The following is an 18,391-nucleotide window of genomic DNA, read 5'->3' as shown; positions in this document are numbered from 1 at the left end:
CAAAAGGTGACACAAGTGGAGTAGTCGTCCTGGTTCCGGGCGGCGCGGGCCGGAGCGGGCGACGACAGTGGAGGGCGTACGTGTCCGCGCCCCCGCCCCTCACCTGGAGGAATCCATGGGTCAGAGTCACCCCAACCGACGCGATCTCGGGCTCCTCGTCCTGAGGGTCGGCACCGGCGCCGTGCTCGCCGCGCACGGCACACAGAAGCTCTTCGGCTGGTTCGGGGGAGGCGGCGTCGAGGGCACCAGCAAGGCCATGGAGGCCATGGGCTTCCGGCCGGGCCGGGAGAGCGCCGTCGCCGCCGGACTCGGAGAGGCGGGCGGCGGACTCCTGCTCGCCCTGGGCCTCGCCACCCCGGCCGCGGGCGCGGCCGCCGCCGGAGCCATGACCGGAGCCGTCGCCGTGCACGCCCCGGCCGGCTTCTTCGCGCAGGGCGGCGGGTACGAGTACCCGGCGTTCCTCGGGTTCGTCGCCGCCGCGATCGGCGTCACCGGCGCCGGACGCTACTCGCTCGACCACGCCACGGGGCACGTCCTCGACCGTCCCTGGGTGGTCGCCACCGCCTTCGTCGGCACCGCGCTCGCCGCCGCGGCCGTGATCGGCCGCCGCGCCGAGGAGCAGGCCGCCACCGAGGACGCCGGGCCGGATCCGGAGCCGGAACCGGCCTGAGTGCCCCCCGCGCCGGGGCCGCACGCGTCCGACGGTGGGGGCCCGCACGCGCGCGCTCCGGGGGAGGGTTAGGCTCGCCGCAGAGGAAGGGACGGCCGCCGCGCATGAAGATCGATCTGACGGACACCGATTCCAGCAAGATCAACAAGGCGATCCTGGAAGGCCGCAGGGCCGTCGGCACACCCGCCGTCGGCGCCGTGCTCACCCTTGTCGTCGTCACCGACGAGGAGAACGCCTACGACGCGGTCAAGGCCGCCAACGACGCCTCCCGGGAACACCCTTCCCGCATCCTCGTCGTCATCAAGCGCCACGCCCGCACCCGCCGGGAGCGCCACGAGACCCGGCTCGACGCGGAGATCCGCATCGGCACCGACGCCGGTTCGGGCGAGACGGTCCTGCTCCGGCTCCACGGCGACCTCGGCGCCCGCGCCGACTCCGTGGTCCTGCCGCTGCTGCTGCCGGACGCGCCCGTCGTCATCTGGTGGCCCATGGACGCGCCCGAGGTGCCGTCCCTCGACCCGTTGGGCGCACTCGCGCAGCGCCGCATCACCGACATGTACGCGGTCGAGGACCCGCTCGCCGCCCTTGAGGCCCGAGCCGCCTCGTACGCCCCCGGTGACACGGACCTCGCCTGGACCCGGCTCACCCCGTGGCGTTCGATGCTGGCCGCGGCGCTCGACCAGGCCCCGCTGACCGTGACCTCGGCGGCCGTCGAGAGCGAGGCGGAGAACCCCAGCGCCGAACTCCTCGCCCGCTGGTTCGAGGTCAGGCTCGGCGTGACCGTCGAACGGATCGTCAGCGGCGGCCCCGTCGTCACGGCCGTCCGCATGGGCACCGCCGACGGCGAGATCCGCATCGACCGGCCCGAGGGGCCGGTCGCCCGGCTCGCGATCCCCGGCCAGCCCAACCGGGTGCTCGCCCTGAAGGTGCGGACCACCGCCGAGCTCATCGCCGAGGAACTGCGCCGCCTCGACCCCGACGAGGCCTACGAGGCCGCCCTGCGCGGCGGCGCCTGAAGAGGCCGGGGCCGCCCCGGCCCGGTGGTCCCGGTCCGGCCGGGCTTTCGGTCAGGCCTTCGGCCGGGCCTCTGGCCGGGCTTTCGAGAGGGCCTTCGGCCGGGCTGTAGGCCGGCCGAGCCCGGTCCCCGTCGGTGTCGGCCGGGTCAGCCCTCGGGCGTGAAGGCCACGGGCAGCGTCGCCATGCCGCGCAGGATGCCCTCGCGCCGGCTCAGGTCCGCGTCCGGGTCGGCCAGCCGCAGGTCCGGGAAGCGGCGCAGCAGGGTGCCGATGGCGATCCTGGCCTCGGCGCGCGCCAGCGGGGCACCCAGGCAGAAGTGCACGCCGTGACCGAAAGCGAGCTGTTGCGGCACCTCTCGCCGCGCCACGTCGAGGATGTCGGCGCGGTCGTAGCGGGCCGGGTCGCGGTTGGCGGCGGCGAGCCCGATGATGATCATCTCGCCCGGCGGGACCGTGATCCCGCCGATCTCGTACGCCTCCATGGTGAATCGGGCGACGCCACGGCTCACCGGGCCCTCGTAGCGCAGGAGTTCATCGATCGCCCCCGGCAGCAGCGAGGGGTCGTCGCGCAGCGCGGCGAACTGGTCGGGGTGGCGCAGGAGGGCGTGGACGCCGTTGGCGATGAGGCTGGCCGTCGTCTCGTGTCCGGCGAGCGTGAGCAGGATCGTCATGGCCGTCAGCTCGCGGTCGCTGATCCGCTCCTCGGCCTGCGCGGCGCAGAGCGCGCTCAGCAGGTCGTCCTGCGGTTCCTTCTTGCGCTGGGCTATCAACGGCTCGAAGAACTCGGTGAGTTCGGCGCGCGCCCGGGCACCCTTGGCGAGGCGCTCCGGAGTGTTGGGCGGCATGATGAGGCCGACCGCGAGACGGGCGAAGTCCGGCTGCCCCTCGGCCGGGACGCCGATGAGTTCGCTGAGCACGGCCATGGGGAGCGGCAGGGCGAACTCGGAGACCAGATCGGCGGTTCCGCGCGCCGCGATCGCGTCGAGGAAGGCGTCGGTGTGCGCCTGGACGCGGGGCGCGAGCTGTTCCACGCGGCGGGCCGTGAAGGCCTTCGAGACGAGGTTGCGCAGACGGGTGTGGTCCGCGCCGTCGGCGACGAGCATGCTGGCCATCAGGACGTTGGTGCGCTCCTGGTGGGCCATCTCCTCCTCGAGTCCGGTCACCCCGACGGGGCTGCTGCTGAGGCGGGGGTCGGTGAGGGCGGCCACCGCCTCGTCGTAGCCGGTGACCATCCAGACTTCAAGGGTGGGATTCAGCCGTACGCGCTGGACGACCCCGTGCTCCCGGATGCGCTCGAAGAGCGGGTAGGGGTCTGCCTGTTGGGCAACGTCAACCGGGACATCGTGAACGATTGTCTGGTCTTGACCGGTCATCTTCCGTAACTCCCCGCCGCTTTGTGAAAGATCTCGTGCAAGTAGTCATACCAGCAGCCCCGGTTGCGTGGTAGCGTCACCGGCGCTCGGCTCGGATGAGGTACGGGGAAGGACCGGCGAACAGCCGGTGACAAGATCAGCGAGGCGGCTCCACCCACCGGTGGCCGGCGTCTCGTGTCGCTCGACTCGGTAGCGGTCAAGGCCTCAACCAGGCCCTATGCGCAGGGGGAGACGTCTCGTGGAGCAAGCGGCAGCCGTGGACCCGATTCTGGATCTGGCCCGCCCGTCGATCCTGCGGAACCCCTACCCGTCCTACGACCGGATGCGCGAGACCGCCCCCGTCTTCTGGCACGAACCGCTCGGCTCCTGGGTCCTGACCCGGCACGCCGACTGCCTCGCCGTGCTCACGGACAGCAACCGCTTCGCCTCCGACTGGCGGCGCGCCGGAGAGGACGTCCCCGCTCCGCTGCTGAGCGTGCAGACCCTCGACCCGCCGGAGCACACCGCCATCCGGCACCTCCTGCTCGACGGATTCCGGGCCCAGGACCGCCGGGCGCTCCACGACGACCTGGAGGGGCAGATCGCGGACCTGCTCGCCGAGTTGGCCCGGCGGCCCTCGTTCGACCTCGTCGGGGAGCTCGCGGAACCGGTCGCCCTCCGCTTCGTCACCGCCTTCCTCGGCGTTCCGGCCCCGGGGCTCGACTGGTTCGTGCCCATGTCCCGTACCGTCGTCGACGGCATGGACGCCGGCCTGTGGCCCGAGAAGCACGAGCCGGCCGTCGCCGCCCGGGCCCGGCTCGCCGAGTACGCGGGCGGGTGGCTCGCCGACCCGCCCGAGACGGGTCTCATCGCCCACGTGGCCGAACACGCGGCGGACAGCGGTGTGGCAGAAACGGTTCTGCGCAACAGTCTGCGCGCCGTCCTCCACGCCGGCTACGAATCCGCCTCCCGGCTCCTCGGCAACGCGGCGGCCGCCCTCCTCACCACCCCCGGCGCGCTCGAAGCGTTCCGGGCGACCCCGTCCACGGCCGTGGACGAACTCATCCGGTACGACGCACCGGTCCAGGCGGACGCCCGGGTCTGCGTCACCGACACCGCACTGGGTGGCGTCGCGATGAAGGCGGGTGATCCGGTCACGCTCCTCCTCGGCGCGGCCAACCACGACCCGCTCCGCTTCGACCACCCCACAGAGCTGCGACTCGACCGCGCGCCCAACCCGCACCTCGGGTTCGGCCGCGGGGCCCACGCCTGTCTGGGCGCGTCCATGGCGATCCGTCTCACCGGATCGGTCCTGGGGACCCTGGCCAAGGAGCACCCCGAGGCACGGGCGGTCGCGGAACCGCACCACCGGCGCAACCTGACCCTTCGCGGTCTCGACCGCTTCGAGGTCACCCTGCGTCCAGACACGGGGGAGGAGGTACGACCATGAAGTACTGGCACTGAGACCAGTGAGCGTGCGGCCCGTCCTGGAGGCGGGCACCATGCCGGTGCGCGACACGCGCACCCCGCCGGAGCCCGAGCCCGCTGCACGGCTCGGGCTCCGGCCCGTCAGCGGCACGGCGGCGCGCGCCGCTCGTCAGCAGGCCGGCCGTACGGGTGCGTCGTCGACGAACAGTGCCAGCGACCCGTCGGCCACACACCGCAGGCCGACCGACAGGCGCTCGACGCGCCCGTCCGCTCCGAGTCCGTACGCTGCCGCCACCTGGAACAGGTCGTGCCCCGTGGAACACCTGACCATGTCCGTGGCGGCGCCCCACGCCGCGGTCGCGGACGGTGCGAGCCTCCAGGACGCGTCCTCGGCGTGGATCTCCCCGTCCTGTACGCCGAGCGGCAGACAGCAGCCCACGCAGAAGCACTCCAGCGCGGTCACCTCGTACTCGTCGTGCGCGCAGTAGCGGCAGACGAGGGGACCGGTCACGATCCGCCGGTCCGCCGCTCCGGGTCCGTGCCCGGCCCCACCGAGCAGCCACAGCAGGCCGCCGCCCCCGGCACCGCCGCCCACCGGCCCGTCACGCCACACCCTGACCCCGCCCACGCCGTCCACCCCGACCTCGTCCAGGCGGCCCACGCCGTCCACCCCGGCCCCGTCCACCCCGTTCGCGCTCATCGCGCTCTTCACGGCATGGATCCTTCCATCCCCGCGGTGAGCTGGGGCTCCACCGGGTGGGTCCCGCTCCGGACACTCCGCGGCGTCGGAGCCACGAGAGCGCCGCCGGGCCGGATCCCATGACATCCTCGGACGAACCGCCCACACCGTGTCGAGTCGTGGGCCCTCGTCGTCCTGCGCGGAGGGACACCATGCTCATCACCCACGCCGTCCGTCAGCACGTCCTGCACGTGACCCTCCTCCGCGACCTGGACGTCACCAACCGGGCCGCGGCCGCCCTTCAGGTACAGGCCCTGGTCCAGACGCACCGGCCGACCCGGGTGGTCATCGCCGTCCCGACCGTCGACCCCACCCCGGCCACCCTCAGCGCCCTCGCCCGCGCCCACCGCATGTGCCTGAGCCTGGGCATCCCGCTCACCCTGACCGGCGCGAGCGCCCGCACCCGCAGACTCCTCGACGCGACAGCGGAATGAACCGCGCGCTCCGGCCCGGAGGCCGGCGTCGCGGCATGTCCGTTCCGGCGGTGCGGTGACGGTGATGACGGAGTGACTCCACGCGGCTTCGCGTGGGCTTGCGTCTCCGACCCGCAGCAAGGCGCCTGAACAGGGTTCTTGGGCTGAAACCGATGGTGCGTCACATGGCCCGACAGCCAGCCCGCGGCATGGGGTCCCTCCTGAACGACTGCGGCGGTCCACCGCCGCGGTGTCGGCGAAGTCGGGTACGAGGACGTCGACGAGCTCGGTGCACGTGGCGTCCAGCTCCAGCGTGCGCCCCACGCGTTCGCGGACAGTGCCGAGGTCGCCGCGCGGCCCGAGGCGCTCCCCGTCGTCCCCGCCCGGAGCCGAACTCGGATCACCCTTCGCCGTGATCATAGGGACGCCTCGGGCGCGGAACGGTCACATGCTCGGCCGGTCACGTCCGACATGCCGGGTGATCAGCGACCAGAGCCGCTCGGAGTCCTCTGCCGAACCGAGACCACTCTTCGGCAGGACCATCACTCCAGTTCCCCACACGTCCGGGGTGATCAGCACGAATACTCGCCGACCCTCGACGCCGCGCCCGTAGAACCCCCAACCAGTGTGAAGCGTGTGTCGCGCGGAAACGGTCTGGATCCCTGACTCATCGACTGTCACGCGGTGTTCGCCGAGATGTCGGGCGTAGGCGAGCAGAGCCAGGGCCATCAACCAGCGGAAGGCGACCAAGGCGAGGTAGGCAATGGCCAGGAACTTCCACAAACCGATGCCCGGGGCGTCCACGCCTCTGGTCACCAGGTTGGCGACGATCACCATGCCGAGGAGAACCGCGGCTGTCCACAGGACGCGATACAGCCATCGGCCGGCCGGACTGTGTCGCAGCTGAATCTTCAACCCGTCAGATATCTCCCGCCATGTCACCACGTAGGTCAGCTGTACCGGCACGTCAACGGCCATGTGTCCTCCCTGGATTCTCTGGGGCCGGGACTGTACCGCCTGGTGATCAACAGCGTCGACGACCGGTAGACCGAGCGCGCCACCCGGCCAGGCGTCCATGCGTCGCCTCGTCTGAAACGTTTTCGACGTGGGTCAGGAGCACCCGTATGTGCCCCGAAGGGTAGGGGTCGGTGGTGCCCTTCGCCCCGGGCAAGCGCACCGCCCCCTTCCTGCCTCCCGTATGACGGCGGGAGGTGAGGACGCAGTGACGTGTCATCAAAAAATTTTTGTCGCCTTTAGGTTGACGGCCCGTCAGGTGATGGCCGGGTCAAGGTCGGTTGTAAGTCCGGCGCTTCGGGTGCTTGGGCCTGGGCGCGTTTGACAACCTCTATTCTCTGAGCGAATAGTGTGCGACATGTCAACGGCCCACGTCCTTCTCGGTCTGCTCACTCCGCAGGCTCTGCACGGGTACGAGCTGAAGCACGCTCACGACGAGCGCATGCCCGGCGCCAAGCCACTGCCCTTCGGCCAGGTGTACGCGACGCTCAAACGGCTGGTCCGTGACGAGCTCGCCGTCGAGGTGCGCCACGACCGCGAAGGCGGGCCCGACCGCACCGCCTTCGGTGTGACGGAACGCGGCCGCCAGGAGCTGGACGAATGGCTCGCGACGGTTGAACCACCAGCCCCCCATCTGTCGAGCATGCTGCTCGCGAAAGTGGTGATCACGCTCCTCGTGGCCGACGAGAACACCGCTCGTCACCACCTGGCCGCCCAACGGGCCGCGCATCTCGCCCGGATGCGCGAACTCACGGCGCTCAAGATCGAGACCGACGCCGCCCTCGCGGACGTGCTGGCGGCCGATCTGCTGATCGCCCATCTCGACGCGGACCTGCGATGGATGCAGAACGTCCTGGACCGCGTGACCGAACTGCGCCTGGAGGTGCACCAGTGATCCTCGAAACCCAAGCACTCACGAAGTCCTACGGACCGGACCCCGCTCTGCGCGGCGTCTCCGTCGGAATGGAGGAAGGCAAGATCCTGGCTGTCACGGGCCCCAGCGGCTGCGGCAAGTCCACCCTCCTGCACCTCATGGCCGGCATCATGCGCCCCGACAGCGGTGAGGTGCGCTACCGGGGGCAACGGATCGACGACTGGAGCGAGACACGCCGTTCGGTGCTCCGTCGTACCGAGTTCGGGGTGCTCTTCCAGTTCGGTCAGCTGGTCGCGGAGCTGTCGGCAGGGGAGAACGCCGCGCTACCGCTCCTGCTCGGCGGCGCACGGCGCCACGAGGCCATGGCGAAGGCGCATGACTGGCTCGACCGACTCGGCGTCGCCGAGGTCGCGGGCCAGCTGCCGGGCGAGATGTCCGGCGGACAACAACAGCGTGTGGCCCTCGCCCGCGCCCTGGTGACCGAGCCGGCGGTACTCGTCGCCGACGAACCGACCGGTGCCCTGGACACCCTCGCCGGCGAGGTGGTCCTGCGGCACCTGGTCCGGGCGGCCCGCCATCAGCGGACCACGGTGGTTCTGGTGACGCACGACGCGACCGTCGCGGCGTACGCCGACCGGGAGATCCGGATGCGGGACGGCGTCCTGGACGTCGACGGCTCCGCCCTGCTCGGCCCGGCCCCGGGGCGTCTGCCCGCCGGTACGGAGGTGCCGCGATGAGGCCGCTCGTCATGCTGCCGCTCGCGCTGGCCGGCGACCGGCTCGACCGCGCCCGCGTCGTGCTGACCGCCCTCGGCGCCGCCCTCGGCACGGTGGCGTTGCTGGCCTCGGCCACGGTGCTCGCCATCGACGCCTCGCGAGCGGTCAACTACACCAGCGACGTGCTGAACGAGTCCGGACTGCGGCCCGGTGTCGCGTTCGGCATGGTGCTGATGACGATTCCCGTGCTCACCTTCGTCGCCCAGTGCAGCCGACTGGGGGCACCCGCGAGGGAGCGCCGGTTGGCTGCGTTCCGGATGGCGGGGGCGACTCCACGCCAGGTCGTCCAGTTCACCGCGGTGGAGACCGCTCTCGCGGTGCTGCTCGGAGTGGCATCCGGATTCGGTGCCTACTTCGCCGGACGGGCCCTGCTCGACGCGCCCGACGCGCAGGGGCGGCGGCCGCTGCCGACGGACGTCCTGCCCGGTGTGCTCTCCATGGCCGGGATCGCCACCCTCGTACCGCTGTTCATCACGGGACTCGCGGTGCTGACGATGCGACGGGTGGTGATCTCCCCGCTGGGAGTGGTCCGCGACGTCTCACGGTGTCGCCCCCGCGCCTGGCCCGGGGCGCTGCTGCTGGTCGGCATCGGCGCCTGCGCCCTCGTCGAGCCGGTCTTCCGGTACTTCGCCGATCACCCGCGCGGCGACGATCTTCCCGCGATCGTCATGGGCGTCCTGATCGTCATGGGCGTTCTGTCGGTCAGCGTGGGTCTCGTCGGAGGTACGGGGTGGATCACCTACGAGACCGGAAGGCTCCTGCACCGCTGGGCGCGTCGCCCCGCCGGCCTGCTCGCCGGGCGGCGCCTGATGGCCGACCCGTGGGCGGGCAGCCGGACCTTCGCGGCCCTGATCGTGGCCCTGCTCGTCGGCTCCGCGGCCGCCGGGCTGTCAGAACTGACCGTGGCGACGGTCTCCGCCCAGCAGGAGAACGCCCGCAGGCTGGCCGGTCTGCTCGGCGAGAGCTACGAGTCCACGGGAACGGCCTTCTACGAACGTACCTATGACATCGTGGGCTACGCAGTCGCCGTGTCCATGGTGATCGCCGTGGCCGGGCTCCTTGTCGCCCTCGCGGAGGGCGTGCTGTCCCGGCGGCGGACCCTCGCCTCTCTCCTCGCCGCCGGCACACCACGGGGGGTGCTGTCGCGAGCCATGGCCTGGCAGGTCGTCACCCCCGTCGTGCCCGCCGTCGCGCTGGCCGTGATCGTCGGTGTCCTGCTGCCGCGGTTCGCGGTCACCGGCGGCCCCGCATCGGCGAGCATCGAGGTACGGCGCTGCGTCCCGTCGCCCGGCGACCCGGCCGACTCGTGTCTCGACGCCGCGTACGACGCCACTCACCAGGTGCTCCTCACCGCCGAGCGGATGCCCGTCACCGTACACATCCCCTGGGGTCAGGTGGGACTGCTGGCAGGCGGCGCGATCGCCGCGACGGTCGCCATGACCGTGGTGGGCCTGGCCTTTCTGAGGACAAGCACACGCATGACAGAGCTGCGCGCGCCCTGACCCGCGGGGCTGCTCGGAACCCGCCGCCCGCCGCCTCCGGAGGAGGTGCTCTGACGGCACGCCGCGCAGGGACCGGGGCGCGGGGGAGCTCTTCACCGGCCCGGCGATCGGACGGCCGCAGGGACCCCAAGGAACCTGCTGGGCCGGGGTCGAATCGCGAGCCCGCGGAAAGTCCGGGGCGCCCAGCCGCACCGGGAGCTGCGACAGGACCGGGCTCCCGCCCGAACCGTGCTGGAGCCCGCATCGCGACGGATCGCCCCCATAAACCCCCACGGGACGTCCTCGTCCCCACGGAACCCGATATCAGGAGAAGACATGGCTGGATCGCCCCCGGCGATCAGGCGCCTCTGGACGTGGCTCATGGCCGCGGTCGTCGCCGCGACAGTGCTGGTGATAGTCGAACCGGCGCCGCCCCGCGCACAAGCCGCTCCGTTGAACCAGACGCCCTTCATCACATGGAACATGCAGGGCTCCAGCAACGGCGCCAAGTGGACGGACACCGTCGCGCACTACCTTCCGCAGGTGCCGCTCATGATGCTCCAGGAGGTGGGGCCCACACCGCCGCCCCACTCCCGTCGACCCGGCACCCCGCCGGTACAGAACATCACCGTCAACGGGGAGACCGTCACCCACACCCGGTGGGACTACGGCACGGGACGGACCCAGCCGGAATCCGCCCACCTCTACTTCCTGCAGACCGACGACAACGGCGGAACCGCGGTCGGCGGCCGGGTCAACACCGCGATCGCCACACACCAACAGCCGGACCAGGTACACGTGGTGACCAACCCGAACGTAGCCGGGCGCACCGCGCTCGGCGTCCGGTTCGGCGACGACTGGTACTTCAGCTTCCATGGTCTGTCCGGCGGCGGTGGCGACTCGCCGGGGATGGTCGACGCGATCGCGTCCGACGTCGCCTGGCTGGGCGTCTTCGCGAACCGAACGTACACGTGGACGGTGGCCGGTGACTTCAACGTCTCGCCGACCGACTTCCAGGACAGGGGTACCAACACCCTCGCCTTCATCTACGACAGCGGAGAGTCGACGCACCAGGACGGAGGCGAGCTGGACTACGCGGTGGCTTCCCTCAACGCCGGTGACGACTACCCGGTCTACCGGCTCAACGGCGCCGGATCGGACCACTTCCCCGTGCAGGTCGGCGGCATCCGGGCCCAGGGGGAGGCCGAGCCGCCGCTGCTGCGCGAACACATCGCGCTGGGCCCCGGAGGAGACTCGACCACTGCCGGCGAGAACAGCACAGACAAGAACGGCTGGCGGCTCCCGCTCTTCGAGGACATCACCCCCTCACCGCTCGATATCGGCGCCCTGCCCTACATCGACATCGACGGGACGCTGTACCGGCGCGATTTCGTAGGTGATCAACGATCCGGAGACCTGCCGGATCCTGACCACGACGGTGTCTCCGGTGAGAGAATCGACCAGATCGCGGCGCGGTTGGACTGCACCGTCCCCGCCTATCGCCCGAACATCGTCACGCTGCATGTCGGCCTGAACGACATGAACCAGGATTGGCACCTGCCCGACGCGCCCCGACGGCTGGGCGCACTGATCGACCAGGTTCTCGCGGACGCGCCTGAGACCGTCGTCATCGTCGCAACGGTCATTCCGGTGTCGAAGGCGGGCCTGCAACCCCTCGTCGACGCGTTCAACGCCGAACTCCCCGACCTGGTGAAGCAGCGGCAGGACCAGGGGAAGCACGTTCTGCTGGCGCCCATGGACATGGTCCCCGTCAGCGAGGTCGACGGAGCGCACCCCAACGACGCCGGGTACCGCAAGATGGCGGATGTGTTCGGTAACGCGATCTGGCAGGCCCACTACCTCGGCTGGCTCAAGGACCCCGTCCCCGGCAACGGACAGGACTGCCCGGTCGAACCGGACCCCGGCCCCGGCTGGCGCTCGCTGGGAGTGGTGGCCCCCGGCATGAGTGTTCCCGGCGGGCGCACCGACCTGGCCGACTTCGACGGCGATCAGCGCGCGGACTACGTGCGCATCCCGGACAGCGGACCGATGCGCATCGCCCTGAACATCCAGGACAAGCCAGGGAAACCGCACTGGAGGGAGCTGGCCGGCCCCGTGGAAATGCGAAGCCCCGGCGAAGCCGAGCGGCTGCGGTTCGCAGATCTCAACGGCGACGGCCGCGACGACCTCGTGTGGCTCGATGGCAGCTACGACGGGTGGATTCACTACCGGGAGAACAAGGGCATTCAGGACGGCGTCATCCTGTGGAACGAACACGTCAATCCGATCCAGCTGGACGCATCCCTCGGCGTTCCCGCGGAAGCCGTCCGGTTCGCCGACGTCAACGGAGACGGCCGCGATGACTACCTGAGGGTCGGCGAGAGCGGAGCCGTTCACGCGTACCTCAACCTTCCGACGGACGACCGTTGGTTCCGCTGGGAGGAACACCTGAACTGGGCTCCCGGGGTGTCCTACGGCTCCCGCGCAAAGCTTCGCCTCGCCGATGTGAACGCGGATCGCAGGGCCGACTATCTGATGGTGGGCGGCGACGGCACGGTGCACGCCTACATCAACAACGGCCTCGAAGGGGTCGGTCCTGAGAGACGTCGCTTCACCGAGCGGCTCAACTTCGTGAACGCCACGGGCTACCCGGGAGACAAGTCGACGTTCCGGGATATCAGCGGGGACGGGAAGGCGGACTACGTGCTGGTCTACGACGGCGGCTCCGTCCGCGCGTGGCACAACCTGGGAGGCAACCCCTGAGCCGGCGCACCTTGCCGGGGGAGCATTGGGCGATGGGTCGCCGAATCCGCACCACCAGCCGTTCGCCGCAGTGGAACGGGACGTCGTCGACGAGCCGGCCGGTGGGCGGGGCCACCTCCTGGAGGCCCGTCTCACACCGATTCGCCGCGTCTCACGTCGATTCGCCGCACTCCCCACCATCCCGATCACACCGCAACGCCCCCCGCATGGAAGCAGGCATGCTTCGGCGGGGCCGGTGAGTCCCCCGTAACTCAGCTGACGACCGGGGCTCATCGGAAAGGATGGGGCGGGAGCGCAGAAGCTCCCTCATACTGCGGCGTGCGCTCCGACCGCCTGTCGGTAGGCCACGTGCCCGCCCAGCGCGCCGCTGACGGCTACGGCAGACATCCCACTCAGCGCCCACAGCCGGCCCCGCGCCGAGCGACCGCGGAGCCGAGCGGCCAGGGACGCGGTGTAGCAGGCCACCGCGAAGACGTTGGAGGCCGCGTGGACCAGGCCGACCCGGGCCTGCTCGGGCGGCAGGTCCGCCCAGTCCGCCCAGCCGGCGACCGCGGCTGGTGCGACACCGACCAGTCCGACGGCGGTCAGGGTGGTCGCCGCGTGGTGGGTCCCGGGCACGAAGTCGAGTACCGAGGCCGACAGCCAGCATCCGATGGGCACCTGCACGAGCACGGGGTGTACGGGGTGGCCCAGCGGCCTGCCGCGCAGCAGATCGCGCATGCCCCCCAGGGGGAGGGAGCGGATTCCCCGCTGCAGCGCCCTGATGGCCGGATCGGCCACCGTTGTCCGTTCGAGCCGGTCCAGGGTCTTCAGCCAGCACGCCGAGGCAGTGTCGAGAGCTGCGGTCGGCCCGGCCATGGGCGAGGTGTCCAGGGTGCGTGAGTTCATACACGACGCCTACCCGCCGGCACGCCGTCATCCCGGCCTGGCGCCGACTGCACCCGAACGACAGGCCCGCCGGATGGGGGAGCGGCCATGAGCACGACGAAACAGCAGACGGCCGAGAAGGTCTCTCTGCTCGCCGACCAGTTCCGTGAGCCGGGGGGACGAGCCGCCCAGCTGGTGCGGGACAGGGCCCCGACCCGGACCTGGACCAGACCGCCCAAGCCGCCGCGCAGGTGTAGGACGGCGCGACCCGCGTCGCTCACCACGCGGCGGGAATCCCCACGGGCCGCTGCTGGAGAAGACTGGCCGGGCCGACACGGTCGCACGTGGCAACCGCACTCCGCTCCTGGTCGCCGACGCTGTGATGATCGCAGCGGTCGAGCCGACTGCCGTGCGCCGAGGTGCCGTAGAGCCGGGCACGCGCGAGCCTAGGAGGAGTTTTCCCTCGCGTACGACTCGGAGGTTCTCCGCAGTGGACCAACCTCGCCCCCCTCGCCCGCCCGGATGGCTCACCCGGGTGAAGGACGGCGCCACACGCCTCAGCGAGCGTCGGGCGCGGCTCCAAGCCCAACGGGAAGCAGACGACGAAGGAGCGGGGGAGGACTCGCTCCCGTCGGAGCTACGACCCGGGGACGCCACCCGCGCACGGGGCCCCGCGGATGCGGTGCCCTGGGCCGTTCGAGTGGCTGCGGAGGCCGGTTGGCGCTTCCTGGTCCTCGCTGCGACTCTCTGGGTTCTGATGCGGGTCATCGGCGCGGTACGGCTCGTCGTCCTTGCATTCGTCGTCGCGCTTCTGGTCACGGCGCTGCTCCAGCCGACGGTCGCCCGGCTGCACCGAAGCGGGCTCTCCCGTGGCGCCGCCACGGTGGTGACGGCGACCTGCGGATTTGTGCTGCTCGGACTGGTGGGGTGGTTCGTCGTCTGGCAGGTGCTCGACAATCTCGGCAACCTCTCCGAACGCGTCCAGGAGGGGATCGACGAACTCAAACAGTGGCTGCTCGACAGCCCGCTCCACGTCACGGAAAAGCAGATCAACGACATCGCTGACAACCTGAGCGACACCATCGGCAGTAGCACGAGTGAGATCACGTCCGCGGGACTTCAAGGTGTGACCGTGCTGGTCGAGGTAATCACCGGGCTCTTGCTGGCCATGTTCGCCACGCTGTTCCTGCTGTACGACGGCAGGCGCGTATGGCAGTGGACGCTCAAGCTCGTCCCCGCAGCGGCACGTCCCGGCGTTGCCGGCGCAGGCCCGCGAGCCTGGCGGACCCTCACCGCCTACATCCGCGGCACCATGATCGTAGCCATGATCGACGCGGTCTTCATCGGTGTGGGGATCCACTTCCTAGGCGTCCCACTCGCGGTCCCCATCGCTGTGGTGATCTTCGTGTCCTCCTTCGTGCCCCTGGTGGGCGCCGTCGTCTCGGGAGCGCTGGCCGTTGTCGTCGCACTCGTCACCGAAGGCGTCTTCACCGCGCTGATGGCATTGATGGTCGTCCTCGTGGTGCAGCAGATCGAAGGGCACGTGCTGCAGCCGTTCATCCTGGGCCGGGCTGTCCGGGTCCACCCGCTGGCCGTCGTCCTGGCCGTTGCCACGGGAGGCACGGTGGCGGGTATCGGGGGAGCCGTCGTGGCGGTCCCGCTCGTCGCGGTGGGCAACACCGTGGTCGGCTACCTCCGAGCCCACCCCCCGGGGGGGGCGCGACGGTTGCGATCCCCCACGGTTCCCCGGCTGGCGGTCAGGAGGCGAAGAGCGAGAACGGCGATGCCACCGACAGCGCCAGTGAACTCTGACGACCCGGTGCTTCAACGACGGTCACCGGTTCACTGCCTCAGTCCGCTCGCGGCAGCAACGGGCCGAGTGGCCCGAGGTCGAGATTGAGGTCGTCGATGGTGTAGCCGTGCTCGGCACAGAGGTCGGACAGCGCTCCGTGAAGAGCCATCAGCGTGGCGCCCAACTCCTCCTCCTGGTCGTCGGTGAGGTCGCCTGCGTCGACGCGCCGCAGTGCCTGCTTCTCGATGAGTTGACGCAGGAGCTCCACCAGAGTGAGGACCAATTTGAGAAGGTCCTCCTCCATCGACTCGCGATCGGCACGGATGCGATGCGCCGGGCGCGGGGGTTCGCCACCTCGGCCGGGCGGTGCCTGGACAAGACGGAAGGCGTCGCTCAGGGGGGCGCCGACGCTACGCAGGGGCGCGGGAGCCCCCGGCCGGGAGGGTGGGGGAGCGTTGGGCCGCCCGCCCGGGGACGAGTGCCGGGAGGCGTCCTGCTCGCCGCGCGGCGCGCTCTCGTTCGTCACGGCTGCCGCTGCCCAGTCGTGGTGAACGGGTCCGACTCGGAATCGACCGACACGATCAGGGCCCGGAGTGAGATGCGAACCAGGTCGATGTCGGCGATGGACAGGACGATGTCGCCGGAGAGGACCACACCCCCACTGAGCAGCCGGTCGAGAAGGTCGACCAGCGCGACCTGGCGGCCGGGCAAGGATTCGGTAGGCCGTGAGACGGTCATGGCGCTCGTCCGTCCCCGCCGACGGTAGGCGGTGGTGTGGGGTAGGTCGCCGGTTGCGCCGGTTGCGCCGGTTGTGGCGGCGGTGGCGGCATGGCGAACGAATACGGGGCCCACGGCCCCGTGACCTCGACCCGTACGCCCTCGGCGTCCTGGACGGCATCGGCGAGCGCCTTCCGGAACGCCTCCGCCTGCTCGGCGGCGACGAGGTAGGCGTCGTTGAGGACGTTCTCCTCCGGGCCGCCCGCCAGCTCTCCTCGCTGAGCGGGGTGGCGCACGCGGTGCCTGGTGAAGCGCGCAGCCAGGTCGTCGACGCGCTCGGCGACGCGCCCGGCCCGCTGGTAGCGGGTCTCCCGCTCACTGTGCTGGGCCCGGCGGCTTCGGAGGTACGCCTTCCCGGGACTGAGCGGTGCCGCGTCGGTGATCTCTGGAGACTCAGGGCCGCCCGCCGGGGCCTGGCCGGGTGTGACGTACAGCTTGACGCCCATCTCGCTCCTCCCGCGCAGCAGAGAGAGTCTCTCGACGAAGACGCCCCGCTGGGCGGCGAGGGCTTGGCGCGCGCGGTCGTCGCTCTGGTACACGGTCGCCATACGCAGCGGCAGGACAGTGTCGTGGGCGGCGATGGTCTGAACGACCTCATGATGGGCGCGGGCGACGCCCTCCAGCCATTCCAGGTCCTCGAACCGCCGCTTCAACGTCGGTTCGTCGAACTCCTGCCGTGACACCCGGCCCGCGACGAACGCGATGATGTCAGGACCGTCTGGAACCGTGCCGGCTGCTCCGGTCGGTTCGTTCTCGCCAAGGAGAAAGACGGGCGAGCCAGAGATGCCGTGGAGACCGGACAGGAAGTCGCGCAGCGCCCTCGTGTCCCGAGCCACGGCGTACACGTACGTGAGGCCGACGTCGGTGTTCATGGCTCGCGCTTTCGAGGCCCTCGGCGGCGAGGCTCCGGCCGGTCCACGGCCTCCGGGCTCGTGTCCTCCTCCACGCTCTCCCCTTCCGGGAACTCGCTGCCCGCGTCCGCGGCCCAGAACTCAGCGGTTTCGCGCGGCCCGCGGCCGGAGTCGAGCGAGTCACGCCGCAACGCGTCCAACTCCGCACGGAGCCGCCTGTTCTCCTCCGCCAGAGGACCGCCCGTGTGCTTCGAGGAGAGCGACGGGTCGTGCTCCCACCAGTCGATGCCCATCTCCTTCGCCTTGTCCACGGAGGCGACCAGGATCCGCAGTTTGATCGTCAACAGCTCGATGTCCAGCAGATTGATGCGGATATCGCCCGCGATCACGATCCCCTTGTCGAGGACACGCTCAAGAATGTCCGCGAGATTGGCGGACGAACTCGGCGGCCCGTACGGCATGGGTGCCGCTCGGGAGGGAACAGACCCGAACCGGTCGGGCAGGGGCTCAGACACACCGTCCTCGATTCCGCATCACGGCATCCGCTGCCTGTAGGCGGTGATCTCCGTCAGCCGGTCGATGAGCTCGTCCTCGCGCTGATCGAAGGCCTCCTGATCGATTTCGCCCCGCACCAGCCGGCCCTCGAGCTCGGCGAGCTCGCGCCAGATGGGAGCGGGGTCGTAGTACTCCTCCTCCGCCTTCTCCGTGACGCGCTCGGCGACCCAGACGACACCGCGCACCGGGGCCAAGGGGAGGGTGAGCAACTGCGTCAACAGTCCCATTCCGACGCTCTCCTTTCAGCTTCGTCCTGCGTTACCACGGAGGTTTCAGCTCCGTCTCGCGTTATCGCGGAGGCCGTCACTGTACGAAGCTGTACGGTGGCAGAGGGCCGGTCAGCCGGCACTCGACCCCGCCGTCGATCTCGCGAGCGAGGTTCGACTCAGCCGTCAGGAAGTTCTCCACGTGGTCGTGGGGCACGAGCAGTGACAGGTTGAGGAAGTCGTTACCGGACGACGGCCGGACGCTGTGCTCGCGGGCGAACGGCAGGAGCGCTTCGACCAGCCCGGCAGCCAGCGCGTCCTGCCGTCTCTCCACCTCTGCCGCGACCAGCTGACCCAGGGCCATCGGCAGCTGGGGGGCTTGATCACCGGCCAGGATCCGCTCGTTGAGTTCTCGGGCCTCGGGGGTGTCCAACAGAATGTTGCTCAGCAGCTGTTCCTCGTCCTGGGAGGCCCGTAGGTGGTATTCGGCGCATCCGGCGAGCCGTTCGAGAGTCGCGAGGTAGGCGGCCGAGTCCCTCTCCAGCACTTCTGCCACCGACGAGTCGTCGGCGGCGGTGTAGCCGAACTGCAGAGGCAGGACCGTACCGCCCCGCATGAGACGTTCCTGCACCTCTTGGTGCGCCAACAGATCCCGGCGCTTGGGCCGAATCTCCTCGGAGATATCGCTGACCACGGCTGCCAGGGGCCCTGAGGCGATGGCGCGAATCCGGGAAGGCTCGGAGCCGACAGCGGAGAGTCCCTCCAGGTCGAGCGGGTGGCTCTGCCCAGTGATCGCATAGACGTACAGGACCATCGG

19 protein-coding genes are annotated in these 18,391 nt (G+C 70.6%); 9 read left to right on the top strand and 10 right to left on the bottom strand.

Annotated features, from left to right (window positions below; all coding sequences use genetic code 11):
- Positions 1 to 115: 115 nt before the first annotated feature.
- Both ACRRSS_RS22730 and opcA read left to right on the top strand, forming a co-directional pair.
- Positions 116 to 670, top strand: a complete 555-nt coding sequence (locus ACRRSS_RS22730) for a DoxX family protein (RefSeq protein WP_435972965.1) — start codon at positions 116 to 118, stop codon at positions 668 to 670.
- Between the two features lie 104 nt (positions 671 to 774).
- Entirely contained in the window at positions 775 to 1,686 is a 912-nt protein-coding gene (opcA, locus tag ACRRSS_RS22725; protein ID WP_435972964.1) for a glucose-6-phosphate dehydrogenase assembly protein OpcA, read from the top strand.
- A gap of 146 nt (positions 1,687 to 1,832) precedes the next feature.
- On the opposite strand, the gene ACRRSS_RS22720 is transcribed toward opcA, so the two are convergent.
- Positions 1,833 to 3,059: a cytochrome P450 family protein gene (locus tag ACRRSS_RS22720; RefSeq protein ID WP_435972963.1), complete on the bottom strand. Its 1,227-nt coding sequence runs from the start codon at positions 3,057 to 3,059 to the stop codon at positions 1,833 to 1,835.
- Between the two features lie 256 nt (positions 3,060 to 3,315).
- Here ACRRSS_RS22720 and ACRRSS_RS22715 point away from each other — a divergent pair, with 256 nt between their 5' ends.
- Entirely contained in the window at positions 3,316 to 4,488 is a 1,173-nt protein-coding gene (locus ACRRSS_RS22715; RefSeq protein ID WP_435972962.1) for a cytochrome P450, read from the top strand.
- Positions 4,489 to 4,635: 147 nt separating this feature from the next.
- Here ACRRSS_RS22715 and ACRRSS_RS22710 read toward each other — a convergent pair whose 3' ends face one another.
- A complete protein-coding gene (locus ACRRSS_RS22710; protein ID WP_435972961.1) occupies positions 4,636 to 5,178 on the bottom strand; it encodes a hypothetical protein in 543 nt (180 codons plus the stop codon).
- Positions 5,179 to 5,357: 179 nt separating this feature from the next.
- Between ACRRSS_RS22710 and ACRRSS_RS22705 the strand changes: the two genes are divergently transcribed.
- Positions 5,358 to 5,639: a hypothetical protein gene (locus tag ACRRSS_RS22705; protein ID WP_435972960.1), complete on the top strand. Its 282-nt coding sequence runs from the start codon at positions 5,358 to 5,360 to the stop codon at positions 5,637 to 5,639.
- 423 nt (positions 5,640 to 6,062) lie between these two features.
- Here the strand turns inward: ACRRSS_RS22705 and ACRRSS_RS22700 are convergent, their stop codons facing one another.
- Positions 6,063 to 6,596: a hypothetical protein gene (locus tag ACRRSS_RS22700; RefSeq protein WP_435972959.1), complete on the bottom strand. Its 534-nt coding sequence runs from the start codon at positions 6,594 to 6,596 to the stop codon at positions 6,063 to 6,065.
- 394 nt (positions 6,597 to 6,990) lie between these two features.
- Here ACRRSS_RS22700 and ACRRSS_RS22695 point away from each other — a divergent pair, with 394 nt between their 5' ends.
- The 4 genes from ACRRSS_RS22695 (at position 6,991) to ACRRSS_RS22680 (ending at position 12,526) form a co-directional block, all read left to right on the top strand.
- Positions 6,991 to 7,527, top strand: coding sequence for a PadR family transcriptional regulator (locus ACRRSS_RS22695; RefSeq protein WP_435972958.1), 537 nt, complete (start codon positions 6,991 to 6,993; stop codon positions 7,525 to 7,527).
- Complete coding sequence (locus ACRRSS_RS22690; protein ID WP_435972957.1) at positions 7,470 to 8,243, top strand: ABC transporter ATP-binding protein; 774 nt, start codon at positions 7,470 to 7,472, stop codon at positions 8,241 to 8,243. Before ACRRSS_RS22695 ends, ACRRSS_RS22690 begins: the two co-directional genes overlap by 58 nt.
- Positions 8,240 to 9,784, top strand: a complete 1,545-nt coding sequence (locus tag ACRRSS_RS22685) for an FtsX-like permease family protein (RefSeq protein ID WP_435972956.1) — start codon at positions 8,240 to 8,242, stop codon at positions 9,782 to 9,784. Before ACRRSS_RS22690 ends, ACRRSS_RS22685 begins: the two co-directional genes overlap by 4 nt.
- Positions 9,785 to 10,144: 360 nt before the next feature.
- Positions 10,145 to 12,526 carry an FG-GAP-like repeat-containing protein gene (locus tag ACRRSS_RS22680; protein WP_435972955.1) on the top strand — a complete coding sequence of 794 codons (2,382 nt, stop codon included), beginning with the start codon at positions 10,145 to 10,147 and terminating at the stop codon, positions 12,524 to 12,526.
- Between the two features lie 306 nt (positions 12,527 to 12,832).
- Here the strand turns inward: ACRRSS_RS22680 and ACRRSS_RS22675 are convergent, their stop codons facing one another.
- Positions 12,833 to 13,414, bottom strand: coding sequence for a DUF2231 domain-containing protein (locus tag ACRRSS_RS22675; RefSeq protein WP_435972954.1), 582 nt, complete (start codon positions 13,412 to 13,414; stop codon positions 12,833 to 12,835).
- A 469-nt stretch (positions 13,415 to 13,883) separates the two neighbouring features.
- Here ACRRSS_RS22675 and ACRRSS_RS22670 point away from each other — a divergent pair, with 469 nt between their 5' ends.
- Positions 13,884 to 15,293 (top strand): AI-2E family transporter, encoded by a 1,410-nt coding sequence (locus tag ACRRSS_RS22670; protein ID WP_435972953.1) that lies wholly within the window; start codon positions 13,884 to 13,886, stop codon positions 15,291 to 15,293.
- On the opposite strand, the gene ACRRSS_RS22665 is transcribed toward ACRRSS_RS22670, so the two are convergent.
- The 6 genes from ACRRSS_RS22665 to ACRRSS_RS22640 all read right to left on the bottom strand — a co-directional run bounded on the left by ACRRSS_RS22665 (position 15,244) and on the right by ACRRSS_RS22640 (position 18,388).
- The gene (locus ACRRSS_RS22665; RefSeq protein ID WP_435975401.1) at positions 15,244 to 15,603 is read right to left on the bottom strand and encodes a gas vesicle protein K; all 360 of its coding nucleotides are present in this window, start codon (positions 15,601 to 15,603) and stop codon (positions 15,244 to 15,246) included. The genes ACRRSS_RS22670 and ACRRSS_RS22665 overlap by 50 nt on opposite strands.
- Positions 15,604 to 15,707: 104 nt before the next feature.
- Positions 15,708 to 15,923, bottom strand: a complete 216-nt coding sequence (locus tag ACRRSS_RS22660; protein ID WP_435972952.1) for a gas vesicle protein — start codon at positions 15,921 to 15,923, stop codon at positions 15,708 to 15,710.
- Positions 15,920 to 16,834 (bottom strand): GvpL/GvpF family gas vesicle protein, encoded by a 915-nt coding sequence (locus ACRRSS_RS22655; protein WP_435972951.1) that lies wholly within the window; start codon positions 16,832 to 16,834, stop codon positions 15,920 to 15,922. The genes ACRRSS_RS22660 and ACRRSS_RS22655 overlap by 4 nt, the downstream gene beginning before the upstream one ends.
- On the bottom strand, positions 16,831 to 17,274 hold the full coding sequence (locus ACRRSS_RS22650) for a gas vesicle protein (protein WP_435972950.1): 444 nt from the start codon (positions 17,272 to 17,274) through the stop codon (positions 16,831 to 16,833). Before ACRRSS_RS22650 ends, ACRRSS_RS22655 begins: the two co-directional genes overlap by 4 nt.
- Positions 17,275 to 17,346: 72 nt before the next feature.
- The gene (locus ACRRSS_RS22645; RefSeq protein ID WP_435972949.1) at positions 17,347 to 17,595 is read right to left on the bottom strand and encodes a gas vesicle protein GvpG; all 249 of its coding nucleotides are present in this window, start codon (positions 17,593 to 17,595) and stop codon (positions 17,347 to 17,349) included.
- Positions 17,596 to 17,671: 76 nt separating this feature from the next.
- Positions 17,672 to 18,388 carry a GvpL/GvpF family gas vesicle protein gene (locus ACRRSS_RS22640; protein ID WP_435972948.1) on the bottom strand — a complete coding sequence of 239 codons (717 nt, stop codon included), beginning with the start codon at positions 18,386 to 18,388 and terminating at the stop codon, positions 17,672 to 17,674.
- Positions 18,389 to 18,391 lie beyond the last annotated feature (3 nt).

Origin of the sequence: Streptomyces sp. Qhu_M48, assembly GCF_051305195.1 — a bacterium.
Taxonomy (GTDB): Bacteria; Actinomycetota; Actinomycetes; order Streptomycetales; family Streptomycetaceae; genus Streptomyces.
This window is presented reverse-complemented; position numbering and strand designations above follow the sequence as displayed.